Below are 13067 nucleotides of genomic sequence, written 5' to 3'. Positions count from 1 at the left end.
CCACGGCGGACGCGCCCTCGACCACGGTCCCGTCCGTCGCGATCTTCTCCCCGGGACGCACGACGAAACGGTCGCCGACGACGAGCGCGCCCGCCGGGATGCGGATCTCCCGGCCGGCCCTGAGCACGGCGACGTCCTTGGCGCCCAGGTCCATCAGCGCCCGCAGCGCCGCCCCGGACCTCCGCTTGGCGCGGGCCTCCAGATAGCGGCCGAGCAGAATGAACGTGACGACCCCGGCCGCCACCTCCAGATAGATCGTCGAACCGGCGTCGGAGCGCGCGACGGTGAGATCGAAGCCGTGGCGCATGCCGGGCATGCCCGCGTCGCCGAGGAACAGGGCCCACAGCGACCAGCCGAACGCGGCGAGCGTGCCGAGCGAGACCAGCGTGTCCATCGTGGCAGCGCCGTGCCGGAGGTTGGTCCAGGCGGCACGGTGGAAGGGCAGGCCGCCCCAGACGACGACGGGCGCGGCGAGGGTGAGGCTCAGCCACTGCCAGTAGTCGAACTGGAGGGCCGGGACCATGGCGAGCAGGACGACGGGGACGGCGAGCACGGCGGAGACGACGAGGCGCCGCCGGAGCGCGCCGATGGAGGCCTCCTGCTCCGCCTCGGCCTCCCGGACGGCGAGGTCCGCGCCGAACTCCGTGGCGGGCCCAGGAGCCGGGCCCACGGCGACGGGATCGGCGCCCGGGCCCGTGGCGGTGTCCGTCGAGGTGTCCGTACGGCGGGACTCGTCGGCGTACGTGTACGCGTCCGGGGCGGCCGCCGGGGGAGCGGCGGCCCCGCCCCCGGCCGGAGCCGTCCGTTCCGGCTGGGCCACGGGGCGGGCCGTGTAGCCGGTCTTCTCGACCGTGGCGACGAGGTCACCCAGTTTCAGCCCCTCCCCGAAGGTGACGCGGGCCTTCTCGGTCGCGTAGTTCACCGTGGCGGTGACACCGTCCATCCGGTTGAGCTTCTTCTCGACGCGGGCCGCGCACGAGGCGCAGGTCATCCCGCCGATCAACAGCTCGGCCTCGGAGGCGTCGGCGGCCGGAAAATCGGCTGCTGCTGTGCTGGCCATGTCCGGAACTCCTGAGAAACGCAGATCGGGCCGTACCCCACCAGTATCGACTGGTGGGGACGGCCCGACGGCGAACGGGGTGCTGCTGCTCCGGGCAGGCCTTCAGGCGGCCGGGCCGAGGAGCTCGTACCCGGCCTCGTCGACGGCGGCACGGACGGCGTCCTCGGCCAGCGGGGCCTTGGACGTGACGGTGACCAGGCCGGTGGCGGCGACGGCCGCGACCGAGGTCACGCCCGCGATCCCGGAGATCTCCTCCGACACGGAGCCCTCGCAGTGGCCGCAGGTCATGCCCTTGACCTGGTACACGGTGGTGACCGAGTCGCTCTGCTCGATCTGCACGTCGGCCGCACCGTCGTGGCAGGAACCGGTGGGCGAGCAGCAGGAACCGGTGGACTGGGGGGTCTCTGTCTCGGCGGTCATGACGTTCTCCTCTTCGCGAACACGTTACGGCGGCGTGGCGGGGCGCAGGGGGCCGCGGAGGACTCCCCGGCGTCCCGTCACATCCATACTATACCCCTAGGGGGTATGAATGTGCCCCGGTGGCGCCCGGTGGTGCCGGGGCCGGTCCCGTGGTCGTCTACGGCGTGTGCGGGGCCCGGCGTGCGGCACGGTGCGGTGCGTCGTCGCCGACCAGCGGGTCCAGGTAGCGGAACATGATCGTCTTCAGCTCCTGGATGTAGGCCGCGCGCTCCTCGCCCTCGTGGGCCATGATCAGGTCCAGTCCGGCCTTGAAGAGCATGAAGGTCATGTCGGCGATGCGGCGGACCTGATCGGCGGGCACGTCCGGGAGGTAGCCGGCGAGCGCCGATTCGACCCGCGTCAGCATCGTGGCGTGCAGCGTGTCGTGCTCCTCGGTGATCCGGCCGGGAATCTCCGAGCCGTGCATCAGGACGGAGAAGGCCGGGTTCTCGCAGTTGAAGGCGATCAGCGGGTCGAGGATGGCGTCCAGCATCCGGTCGAGCGGCAGCTCGATATGGCTCTGCGTGAAGGCGGCGCCGTAGGTGTCCCGCCAGCGGTTGAGCAGCTGGTCGCCCAGCTCGACGGCGATGGCCTCCTTGTTCGGGAAGAACTGGTAGAGCGTGCCCGGCGACACCCCGGCCTCGCGGGCGATGGCGTTGGTGCTCGACGCGGTGTAGCCGCTGGTGCAGAAGACGCTGGCGGCGGCCCGGAGCAATTGGGCGATACGTGCCTCGCCGCGGGCCTGGCGGCGGCGCGGGCGGGCGGAGCCCGGCGTTCCGTCGGGTGTGCCGACGGTGGATCCGCCGTCCGCTCCGTCCGCTGCGGCGCCCTTGGTGGCTTTGGCCTCCGACACGGTCAATCCCCGGCTCTCATGATGCGGTTGACAAACGCGAGTGCTCGCTCGCATTCTAGTGAAACGCGAGCGACTACTCGTGTTTGCCAGGGTAAGTGGCAACGACCGACCCATGCTGCCTTGTGCTGCCCGGGTCTCGGTGAAGGGGACACCGCACCATGTCCGAAGTCAACCGTTCCGCGCCGCCTCCCGTCGGCGGCTGGACCCGGTTCGTCACCGCCCGGCCGAGGCTCGCGCTGCTGGCCGCGCTGGTGATCACCGCGCTCGCCGTGTTCGCGGGAAGCGGGGTGGCGGACCGGATGGGCAGCGGCGGCTGGCAGGCCCCCGACGCCGAGTCGACCTATGCGACCGAGGTGCTGGCGCGGGAGTTCCCCGCCTCCCAGCCCAATCTGCTCCTGCTGGTCGACAGCGGCTCCGCGACCGTCGACGACCCGGCGGTGGCCGCCGAGGCCGCCCGCCTGACCCAGCGGCTGAAGGACGAGCCGGGGATCTCGGGCGTCGGGTCCTACTGGGAGACCGCGTCACCCGCCCTGCGCTCCGAGGACGGTCGCGAGGCGGTCATCGCCGCCCGGATCGGGGGCGACGAGAAGACCGCGGGCGAGACCCTCGACCGGATGGCTCCCGCCTTCGCGGGGGAGCGGGGACCGGTGACCGTCTCCCTCGGCGGGCCCGTCGCGGTGCAGCACGAGATGCAGACGATCATCCAGGAGGATCTGCTGCGGGCCGAGCTGATCGCCCTGCCGGTGACGCTCGTCCTGCTGGTCATGGTCTTCGGCAGCGCCGTCGCCGCGATGCTGCCGCTCGGCGTCGGCATCGTCGCCATCCTCGGCACCAACGCCGTGCTGCGGGGCCTGACGGAGATCACCGACGTCTCGGTCTTCGCCATGAACCTCACCACGGCGCTCGGCCTCGGACTCGCCATCGACTACGCCCTGTTCATCGTCCGCCGCTTCCGCGAGGAGCTGGCCGGCGGGGCGGACCCCCGGGCCGCGGTGGGCACGACGCTGCGGACCGCCGGGCGTACGGTGCTGTTCTCCGCGCTGACCGTGGCGGTGTCCCTGTCGGCCATGCTCGTCTTCCCGCAGTACTTCCTGCGGTCCTTCGCCTACGCCGGGATCGCCGTGGTCCTCCTGGCCGCCGCTGCCGCACTGATCCTGCTGCCCGCGGCGCTCGTGCTGCTCGGCCACCGGATCAACGCGCTGGACCTGCGCCGGCTGTTCCGCCGCCGGAAGGAGAGCCCGGAAGGCGCGGGGGAAGAGGCCTCGCCCGGCCGGGGATGGGCGCGGCTGGCCGCGCTGGTGATGCGCAGGGCGCCCGTCTTCGCCGTCGTCACCACCGTCGGGCTCCTGCTCCTCGGACTGCCCTTCCTGGGCGTCAAGTTCGGCACGGCGGACGACCGTCAGCTTCCGGCCGGCGCGGAGTCCCGCGTCGTCCAGGAGCACATCCGCGACGGCTTCCCCGGCAGCCCGGGCGGCGGCCTGGAGGTGCTGGCCGAGGGGCAGGGTTCCCCCGCCGAGTACGCGCGGCTGAAGGACCGCATCGAGCAGCTCCCCGGCGTCCTGCGGGTCGACGGACCGGTCACCGGGGACGCCGTCGCCTACTACAGCGTGCTGCCCGAGGGCGAGGCCGTCGGCGAGGAGTCCCAGCGGCTCGTGCAGGACCTGAGGGCCGTGCCCTCGGCCTCCTCCCTCGACACCTCGGTGACGGGCGCGGCGGCGGTCCTCGTCGACTCCAAGGACGCCATAGCCGACCGGCTGCCCTGGGCGGTGGGGATCATCGTGGTGGTCACCCTGCTCCTGGTCTTCCTGCTCACCGGCAGTGTGCTCATCCCGCTCCAGGCGGTCGTGCTCAACGCCCTCAGCCTGACCGCGATGTTCGGAGCGGTGGTCTGGGTCTTCCAGGACGGGAATCTCTCCGGACTGCTCGCCTTCACCAGCACGGGCGACATCGAGACGACGCTGCCCGTCCTGATGTTCTGCGTCGCCTTCGGACTCTCCATGGACTACGGGGTCTTCCTGATATCCCGGATCAAGGAGGAGTACGACCGCACCGGCGACCACGAGCACTCCGTCACCTTCGGACTCCGGCACACCGGCGGGCTGATCACCGCGGCCGCCGTGATCCTCGCGGTCGTGATGGTGGCCATCGGCACCTCACGGGTCACCAACACCAAGATGCTGGGCCTCGGTATCGCCCTCGCCGTCCTGATGGACGCCATGGTGGTGCGCAGCCTGCTGGTCCCCGCGGTGATGAAGCTGATGGGCCGCTCCACCTGGTGGGCCCCCGCACCCCTGCGCGCCTTCCACCGCAGGTTCGGTCTCAGCGAGGGGGATGCGGTCCCGGCCGACGTCGTCGCTCCGGAGGCTCCGGGCGGCCCTGGCGGCCCCGGGGAGGCGGAGCCCGCGGCGGACGCCGCCTCCGGGGCGGACGCGACGCTCGCCGAACCGGCGAGACGCTGACGGGCGCCCCTGGGGGGCGCGGGGCGGGGAAGCCGTTCGGAAACAGCTCTCGGGGAGGCCGGGAACACGCCCGGAGCGGCCCCCGGCGGGCCCGTGCGGCACCGAACGGGTGGCGGTCGGGGGCCGGTCTCCCGGCCCGCCCCGGAAGGCGCCAGAAGCCCGCCGACGGCATCGGTAAAGGGGTGCTGACCTGGGATTTCATGCTCCGACTGCCTAGAATTGGCCCATCGGAAAAGGGGGCCCGGATGGACCGGAACGTGACCACGACGGACGATGTACTGGCGCTGATGGACGGGCTGTTCGCCCCCGCCGCGGACCGGTGGACAGCCAACGGGGCCTCCTGGTGGGACGACTTCTACGCGGACCGGTCGAAGAAGGTGCCGTTCTTCGTGGACAAGCCCGACGAGAGCCTGGACGCGTATCTCCGCCAAGGGCTGATCGCCCCGGGCCGTGCGCTCGACCTCGGCTGCGGACCCGGCCGCAACGCGCTGCACCTCTCCTCGCTCGGCTTCGACGTCGACGCGGTGGACCTCTCCCCGGAGGCGATCGCCTGGGCCCGGGAGCGGGCGGACGGGGCCGAGGCTCGTGGCGTCCGGTTCCACCGCGGTGACGCGTTCGCGCTGACGGCGGCGGGGGCCGCCCTGGCCGGGCCCTACGACCTGATCTACGACTCCGGCTGCTTCCACCACCTGCCGCCCCACCGGCGTATCAGCTATCTCGCCCTCCTGGAGCGTTGCCTCGCGCCCGGCGGTCACTTCGCGCTCACCTGCTTCGCCGCCGGGGAGGGCGGGATGGGCTCGGAGCTGCCGGACGCCGAGCTCTACCGGACGGGCGGTCTGCAGGGCGGGCTCGCCTACTCGCCCGAGGCGCTGCGCCGCGTCTTCTCCGGTCTGACGGAGATCGAGCTCCGCCGTATGAACGACGAGGGCCCCCGATCCCCGCTCTTCGGGGAGCCGTTCCTCTGGACGGCCCTCTTCCGGGCTCCCGCCGGGAGGTGACGGGCCGGGGGCGGCGTGCGGGCGGGAGGTGACGGGCGGGGGCGGCGTGCGGGCGGGGCGTCAGCGGCCCCGGTTGCGGGGGCGGGAGGCGACCCAGGCGCGGACGGTGTCTCCGTACCAGTACGGTTTCCCGTTCTTCACCTGGTCGGGCGGGGGCAGGAGCCCGTGCTTGCGGTAGGAGCGGACGGTGTCCGGCTGGACCTGGATGTGCGCGGCAATGTCCTTGTAGGACCAGAGTGTTCCGTCGGCCATCAGTGACACCTCTCAGCGCTTCTCTGCTGCGCTCCGCAGCGCAGGCTGACGATCACTCAGCCTGTGCTCGGTTGAACGACCCCGGACGGCAGGCGGCGTGGGGCTGTCGACCGGCTGTGACAGAAAACCCGCGTAACCGAGATATGTGTGCCGAAACGGTTACTGCTGTGGCAGAAGGGATGAACCGGGTCCGGTGGTGCGGGGCGCGGCCATTGTCGGACCCGGCTGCCACGATGGAGGCCATGAGCACTTCCGAACGCCCGATGCCCCCTCTGGTCGCCGACGAACGCACCTCCCTGGAGAGCTGGCTCGACTTCTACCGCGCCACCCTCGCCCAGAAGTGCGCGGACCTGCCCGAAGAGGACCTGCGCGAGGCGTCCGCGACGCCCTCGCCGATCACGCTGCTCGGACTGCTCCAGCATCTGGCGGAGGTCGAGCGGAACTGGTTCCGCCGTGTGCTCGCGCAGGAGGACGCCCCGCCGCTCTTCGCCCCTCCGGCCGGCGGCGGGGACGGGGCCGAGGGCCGTGACGGCGGCTGGGATCTCGCCGAGGACTCCACCTACGAGCAGGCGCTCGCGCAGTGGGAGGCCGAAGTGGCGAGGGCCCGGCGGAACTGCGCGGTTCGAGCGCTCGACGACACCAGCCCGTTCATGGGCGCGCAGGTCACGCTGCGGTGGATCTACACCCACATGATCGGCGAGTACGCCCGGCACTGCGGCCACGCCGACCTCGTCCGCGAACGCGTCGACGGACGCACAGGGGTCTGACCCGGGGCTGCCGGAGCCCCGAAGGCCGGGGACCCGAGGGCCCGGGGCGGACCCGAGAGCCCCGGGAGAGGACCCAAGGGCCCGGAAGGGCCCACGGGTTCAGGTCGTGGTGCCGGGCCTTCCGCAGGAGCGGAGGAACTCCCGGGTGCGGCGGGCGATCGGGAACGGCTTGTCCGGCGGGCACGGATACATGTCCTGCTCCACGATCGCGAACAGGTCGACGTCCAGGGCGCGGGCCGCGTCCAGGACCGGTTCCAGGGCGGGGACCCCGCCCGGCGGCTCGCACATCACACCCCTGGCCACCGCCGGGCCGAACGGCACCTCGTCCGCCACCACCGTCGCCAGGATCTCCGGATCGACCTGCTTGAGGTGCAGGTAGCCGATGCGTTCCCCGTACGTCTCGATGAGCTTGACGCTGTCGCCGCCGCAGTAGGCGTAGTGCCCGGTGTCCAGGCAGAGCGAGACGAGATCCGGATCGGTGGCGTCGAGGAAGCGGTTGACGTTCTCCTCGGTGTCGATGTGGGTGTCGGCGTGCGGGTGGACGACGATGCGCAGCCCGAAGCGCTCCCGGACCTCCCGGCCCAGCCGCTCCGTCTGTGCGGTCAGATCACGCCACTGCGCGGACGTGAGCACCCGGTCCTCCAGCACCTCACCCGTCTTGTCGTCGCGCCAGAAGGAGGGGATGACGACCAGATGTTCGGCTCCCATGGCCCGGGTCAGTCCGGCGATGTCCGCGACATGCGCCCACGTCCGGTCCCAGACGTCCGGGCCGTGGTGCAATCCGGTGAAAACGGTCCCGGCGGAGACCGTGAGCCCCCGGTCGCGGGTCTCGTCGGCCAGTCGGGCCGGGTCGGTGGGCAGATAGCCGTACGGGCCGAGTTCGATCCATGCGTACCCGGCCTCGGCCACCTCGTCGAGGAAGCGCTGCCACGGCACCTGCTTCGGGTCGTCGGGGAACCACACCCCCCAGGAGTCGGGGGCCGAGCCGATACGGATACGGGCCGAGGAGTGGACGGAGGGGGTCATAACGCCCAGCCTCACGGGCCGTACGGAAGAGTGTCAAGGGGTTCGTCCGAATGTCCGGACAAAGTGTTGACAGGGTTCCCGGGAGGGGACTAGACCTGGGACCAGCCGGCCACCGGTGGTCGAAGGGATGGGCATGCTTGAGCCGTACGACGTGATCACCATGGGGCGGATCGGGGTGGACCTCTACCCGCTGGAGGTCGGGGTACCGCTCGCCCGGGTCGAGACGTTCGGCAAGTTCCTCGGCGGGTCCCCGACGAACGTCGCGGTGGCGGCGGCCCGGCTGGGACGGCGGACGGCCGTGATCACCCGGACCGGACAGGACGCCTTCGGCACGTATCTCCACCAGGAACTGGAACGGTTCGGCGTGGACGCCCGGTGGGCGACGGCCGTGGAGGAGTATCCGACCCCGGTCACCTTCTGCGAGATCTTCCCGCCGGACGACTTCCCGCTCTACTTCTACCGGCAGCCCAAGGCCCCCGACCTGGAGATCCACGCGCCGGACCTCGATCTGGACGCGGTGCGCGACGCCCGGATCTTCTGGATGACGGGCACCGGCCTCAGCGCCGAGCCGAGCCGCTCCGCCACGCTGGCCGCCCTCGCGGCACGCGGTGCGAGGACGGCCGACGCCCGCCCGGCGGATGCGCCGCGTACGGCGACCGTCTTCGACCTCGACTGGCGGCCCATGTTCTGGGAAGGCGGCGACGACAGCGCCGAGGCTCCCGCGCGGTACCGCGAGGCGCTGGCCCACGCCACGGTCGCCGTCGGCAACATCGACGAGTGCGCGATCGCGACCGGCGAACGCGAACCGTACGCCGCCGCCCGCGCCCTGCTCGCGGCCGGGGTGGAGCTCGCCGTCGTCAAGCGGGGCCCGAAGGGCGTGCTCGCCGTCCACCGCGACGGCACCACCGCCGACGTGCCGCCGCTGCCGGTGGAGGTGGTCAACGGCCTCGGCGCCGGGGACGCGTTCGGGGGCGCGCTCTGCCACGGGCTGCTCGCCGGATGGCCCCTCGACCGCCTCGTGCGGTACGCGAACGCGGCCGGCGCCATCGTCGCCTCCCGGCTCGCCTGCTCGTCCGCGATGCCGTTCCCGGACGAGGTCGAGGGGGCCCTCGCGGCCGGAGCCGTCACGGCCGACCCCGGTGGAGCGGCAGGCTCGGGCGCCCGGGCGAACCCCGGTGCAGCGGCCGACCCGGCCGCTCCCGCCGACCCGACCGCCCCCATCGCTCCCGCCGACCCCGGCGCTCCGGCGAACACCCCGACCGGAGCGGGCTCATGAGGCCTCTCGCGCCCTCCCTCTCCGAACTCGTGCGGCTGCGCGCCGAGCGGCCCGAAGCCGTCGCCGAGGCCGCCGCGCGGCGGAAGCGCCGACGGCTGATCCGCCACTCCGGCGACCGGTTGATGATCATCGCGGCCGACCATCCCGCGCGCGGCGCGCTCGCCGTGGGGGACCGGTCCCTCGCCATGGCCAACCGCTTCGAGCTGCTGGAGCGGCTCTGCCTCGCCCTCTCCCGTCCCGGGGTCGACGGAGTGCTCGCCTCCGCCGACGTCCTGGACGACCTCCTCCTGCTGGGAGCCCTGGAGGACAAGGTCGTGATGGGCTCGATGAACCGGGGCGGGCTGGCCGGCGCCGCGTTCGAGCTCGACGACCGGTTCACCGGCTACCGCCCCGACGACCTGGTCCGCCACGGGTTCGACGCGGGGAAGCTGCTGCTGCGCATCGACCACGACGACCCCGGTTCGCTGGACACCCTGCACACCGCCGCCCGGACCATCGACGCGATGGCGGCGCACCGTCTGCCCGTCTTCGTCGAGCCGTTCCTCTGCCGCCGCGTCGACGGCCGCCTCCGCAACGACCTCGGCGCCGCCGCCGTGGCGACCTCCATCGCCATCGCCTCGGGCCTCGCCGGGACGTCGGCGTACACCTGGCTGAAGGTCCCCGTCACCGACGACCCCGACGCCATGGGCCGGGCGATGGAAGCCTCCACCCTGCCCGCCGTCCTGCTCGGCGGCGAGGTCGGCGACGACCAGGACGCCGCGTACGGGAAATGGCGCGACGCGCTGCGGCTGCCCACCGTGCGGGGGCTGGTCGTGGGGCGCTCGCTGCTCTACCCGGTCGACGGGGACGTGACGCGCGCCGTCGACACCGCCGTATCGCTGCTCAGCACGGGTAGGCAGGGGTCATGACGACGCATCACCCCCAGCAGGGGCAGCACCCCCACCAAGAACCTCACCCCCACCAGGGGCAGCACCGGCGCCAGGACGGGCACCGGGGCGGGCACCAGAGCGGGCGAGGCCGGCACCACCTGCCGGCCGGCAGCGCCGCGCGCGGGGCGTACGCCGTCGACATCGATCCCGAGCGGGCCGGCTGGGAACGTTCGGCCCTGCGGGTGCTGGAGCTGGAACCGGGTGGTGTTCACACGCTCGACACCGGCGGTAGTGAATGGATCGTCCTGCCGTTGGCCGGTGCCTGTACGGTGCGTACGGCAGGCGAGACCTTTGAACTGCTGGGCCGGGAGAGCGTGTTCAGCGGGGTCTCCGACTTCGCCTACGTACCGCGCGACTCCCACGCACAGATCGCCTCCGGCGCAGGTGGCCGCTTCGCCCTGGCAGGAGCGAAGTGCGAGCGACGACTCCCCGCTCGCTACGGCCCCGCGCCGGAGGTACCCGTCGAGCTGCGCGGCTCCGGCACCTGCTCGCGCCAGGTGAACAACTTCGCCGCCGCCGACACCTTCGACTGCGACCGGCTGATCGCGGTCGAGGTGCTCACCCCCGGCGGCAACTGGTCCTCGTACCCGCCCCACAAACACGACGAGCACGTGCCGGGCGAGGAGTGCGAACTGGAGGAGATCTACTACTTCGAGGTGGCGGACGGCGGGATCGGCTACCACCGGGTCTCCCCGTCGCGCGACGGCGGTACGGACGTCCTCGCCGAGGTGCGCGACGGCGACGCCGTCCTCATCCCCGACGGCTGGCACGGCCCGTCCATCGCCCCTCCCGGCCGGACGCTGTACTACCTGAACGTGATGGCCGGGCCGGGGGAGGAGCGCGCCTGGCTGATCCGCGACCATCCCGACCACCGATGGATCCGCGACACCTGGCGGGACGAGTCGATCGACGCCAGACTCCCGCTGTACACGGCGCATCGGTCGCCCGGCCCGGAGGTAACGCCTTGAGCCCGACGAGTCCCGCGAACCCCGGCTGTCCCACCCGCCGTCTGACCACCGCTCAGGCCCTGGTCGCCTTCCTGGCCCGGCAGTACACCGAGCGCGACGGCCGCCGGCAGCGGCTCATCAGCGCCACCTGGGGCATCTTCGGGCACGGCAACGTCGCGGGCATCGGTCAGGCACTTATGGAAGCGGGCGGCGGCCGAAGCGGCGGCGGCGGGAACGGCGGTGCCGGGAACGGGGCCGCACACCGCATGCCGTACCTCCAGGGCCGCAACGAACAGGCCATGGTGCACGCGGCCGTCGGATACGCCCGTCAGTCGGGGCGGCTCTCGGCGCACGCGGTGACCACGTCCATCGGACCGGGGGCCACCAACCTCGTCACCGGAGCCGCCCTCGCGACGATCAACCGCCTGCCCGTCCTCCTCCTGCCCGGCGACACCTTCGCGACCCGGCCCGCCGACCCCGTACTCCAGCAGCTCGAAGTGGAGTACGCGGGCGACGTCTCGGTCAACGACTGTCTGCGCCCGGTCTCGCGCTACTTCGACCGGATCACCCGGCCCGAGGCGCTGATCCCGGCCGCGTTGCAGGCGATGCGCGTCCTCGCCGACCCCGCCGGGACCGGGGCCGTCACGCTCGCGCTGCCGCAGGACGTGCAGGCGGAGGCGTACGACTGGCCGGAGGAGTTCTTCGCCGAGCGCGACTGGCACGTCCGCAGGCCCGCCCCCGACACGCACGAACTGGAAGCCGCGGTACGGGCGGTGCGCTCCGCCCGCCGCCCCCTGATCGTCGCGGGCGGCGGGATCCGGCACAGCGCCGCCGAGGAGACGCTCGCCGCGTTCACCGCCGCGACCCGCATCCCGGTCGCCTCCACCCAGGCGGGCAAGGGCGCGCTCCGCCACGACCACCCGGCCGACGTCGGCGGCATCGGCCACACCGGCACCGCCACCGCCGACGAACTGGCCCGCACCGCCGACCTGGTGATCGGCATCGGCACCCGTTTCTCCGACTTCACCACCGCCTCCGGCACGCTCTTCGCGAACCCGGCCGTCCGCGTCCTCCACCTCAACATCACCGGGTTCGACGCCCACAAGCTGGCCGCCCTCCCGCTGGTCGCGGACGCCCGCGCGGGGCTGGAGGCGCTCACAGCGGCGCTCGCCGGACGCGGCTACCGGGTCGACCCGGCGTACGAGACGGAGTACACCGGCGCGAAGGAAGCGTGGGAGGAACGGGTCGAGGCGTCCTTCGCCACCCCCGACCCCACCGCGCGCCCCACCCAGACCCAGGTCCTCGGCCTCCTGGACGCCCTGGTCACCGAGGACGACATCCTGATCAACGCCGCGGGCTCCCTCCCCGGCGACCTGCACAAGCTCTGGCGCACCCGCTCCCGCGACCAGTACCACGTCGAGTACGGCTACTCCTGCATGGGCTACGAGATCCCCGCCGCGATCGGCGTCCTGCTCGCCGCGGAAGGCCGCACGCCGCGACGCCCCGTCTGGGCGCTCGTCGGAGACGGCACGTATCTGATGAACCCCACCGAGATCGTCACCGCCGTCCAGGAGAACCTGCCCCTCAAGCTGGTCGTCCTCCAGAACCACGGGTACGCCTCCATCGGCGGCCTCTCCGAGTCGGTCGGCGCCGAACGCTTCGGCACCGCCTACCGCCACCGGGACGCCGACGGCGGCTTCACCGGACCGCCGCTCCCCGTCGACCTTGCCGCCAACGCGGCCTCCCTCGGCATGCGCGTCCTGCGCGCCACCACCGTCGACGACCTGCGCACCGCACTCTCCGAGGCCCGTGACGCGGGCGGTCCCACTTGTGTCTACGTCGAGACCGAAACGCCCGACACAGTGTCGGGCCCCCCTCCGGCACAGGCGTGGTGGGATGTTCCGGTAGCCGAAACCGCGAGCCGACCGGCGGCGGTCAAGGCCCGGGAGGAGTACGACCGGCAGGTCGCCGCCCGACGCCGCCATCTGTGAAGCCTGCCTGAACCCGCTCGAACCCGCTCGAACCCGCCTGAGCGGCCAGA

General features: G+C 72.6%; 12 protein-coding genes. 7 read left to right on the top strand and 5 right to left on the bottom strand.

The genetic code is table 11. The features are described from left to right. The 3 genes from IE272_RS04800 to IE272_RS04790 all read right to left on the bottom strand — a co-directional run. Positions 1-1060: cation transporter (locus tag IE272_RS04800; RefSeq protein ID WP_190006310.1), on the bottom strand; the 1060-nt coding region annotated here is incomplete at its 3' end. Positions 1061-1162: 102 nt separating this feature from the next. Beyond that, complete coding sequence (locus tag IE272_RS04795; protein WP_050360830.1) at positions 1163-1480, bottom strand: heavy-metal-associated domain-containing protein; 318 nt, start codon at positions 1478-1480, stop codon at positions 1163-1165. A 157-nt stretch (positions 1481-1637) separates the two neighbouring features. Further along, positions 1638-2372, bottom strand: a complete 735-nt coding sequence (locus IE272_RS04790) for a TetR/AcrR family transcriptional regulator (protein ID WP_056707625.1) — start codon at positions 2370-2372, stop codon at positions 1638-1640. Positions 2373-2530: 158 nt separating this feature from the next. Between IE272_RS04790 and IE272_RS04785 the strand changes: the two genes are divergently transcribed. Next, positions 2531-4831: an MMPL family transporter gene (locus tag IE272_RS04785; protein WP_190006309.1), complete on the top strand. Its 2301-nt coding sequence runs from the start codon at positions 2531-2533 to the stop codon at positions 4829-4831. Positions 4832-5076: 245 nt separating this feature from the next. Further along, positions 5077-5829, top strand: coding sequence for a class I SAM-dependent methyltransferase (locus IE272_RS04780; protein ID WP_098891846.1), 753 nt, complete (start codon positions 5077-5079; stop codon positions 5827-5829). Positions 5830-5889: 60 nt separating this feature from the next. Here the strand turns inward: IE272_RS04780 and IE272_RS04775 are convergent, their stop codons facing one another. Continuing rightward, positions 5890-6081 carry a helix-turn-helix transcriptional regulator gene (locus IE272_RS04775; protein ID WP_050360827.1) on the bottom strand — a complete coding sequence of 64 codons (192 nt, stop codon included), beginning with the start codon at positions 6079-6081 and terminating at the stop codon, positions 5890-5892. 242 nt (positions 6082-6323) lie between these two features. Here IE272_RS04775 and IE272_RS04770 point away from each other — a divergent pair, with 242 nt between their 5' ends. Beyond that, the gene (locus tag IE272_RS04770; RefSeq protein WP_056707013.1) at positions 6324-6848 is read left to right on the top strand and encodes a DinB family protein; all 525 of its coding nucleotides are present in this window, start codon (positions 6324-6326) and stop codon (positions 6846-6848) included. A gap of 99 nt (positions 6849-6947) precedes the next feature. On the opposite strand, the gene IE272_RS04765 is transcribed toward IE272_RS04770, so the two are convergent. Beyond that, on the bottom strand, positions 6948-7874 hold the full coding sequence (locus tag IE272_RS04765; protein WP_050360826.1) for a sugar phosphate isomerase/epimerase family protein: 927 nt from the start codon (positions 7872-7874) through the stop codon (positions 6948-6950). A 133-nt stretch (positions 7875-8007) separates the two neighbouring features. On the opposite strand from IE272_RS04765, the gene iolC reads away from it, so the two are divergent. Genes iolC through iolD form a run of 4 tightly spaced genes read left to right on the top strand, consistent with a single transcriptional unit; the run spans position 8008 to position 13017 of the window. Continuing rightward, a complete protein-coding gene (iolC, locus tag IE272_RS04760; protein WP_190006308.1) occupies positions 8008-9150 on the top strand; it encodes a 5-dehydro-2-deoxygluconokinase in 1143 nt (380 codons plus the stop codon). Further along, entirely contained in the window at positions 9147-10058 is a 912-nt protein-coding gene (locus IE272_RS04755; protein WP_050360824.1) for a Cgl0159 family (beta/alpha)8-fold protein, read from the top strand. The genes iolC and IE272_RS04755 overlap by 4 nt, the downstream gene beginning before the upstream one ends. Next, positions 10055-11047 (top strand): 5-deoxy-glucuronate isomerase, encoded by a 993-nt coding sequence (gene iolB / locus IE272_RS04750; RefSeq protein WP_229897202.1) that lies wholly within the window; start codon positions 10055-10057, stop codon positions 11045-11047. Before IE272_RS04755 ends, iolB begins: the two co-directional genes overlap by 4 nt. Beyond that, a complete protein-coding gene (iolD, locus tag IE272_RS04745) occupies positions 11044-13017 on the top strand; it encodes a 3D-(3,5/4)-trihydroxycyclohexane-1,2-dione acylhydrolase (decyclizing) (RefSeq protein WP_190006307.1) in 1974 nt (657 codons plus the stop codon). Before iolB ends, iolD begins: the two co-directional genes overlap by 4 nt. The last annotated feature ends 50 nt before the right edge of the window (positions 13018-13067 follow it).

It is taken from the genome of Streptomyces anulatus (genome assembly GCF_014650675.1).
In the GTDB taxonomy this organism is placed as follows: Bacteria; Actinomycetota; Actinomycetes; order Streptomycetales; family Streptomycetaceae; genus Streptomyces; species Streptomyces anulatus.
This window is presented reverse-complemented; position numbering and strand designations above follow the sequence as displayed.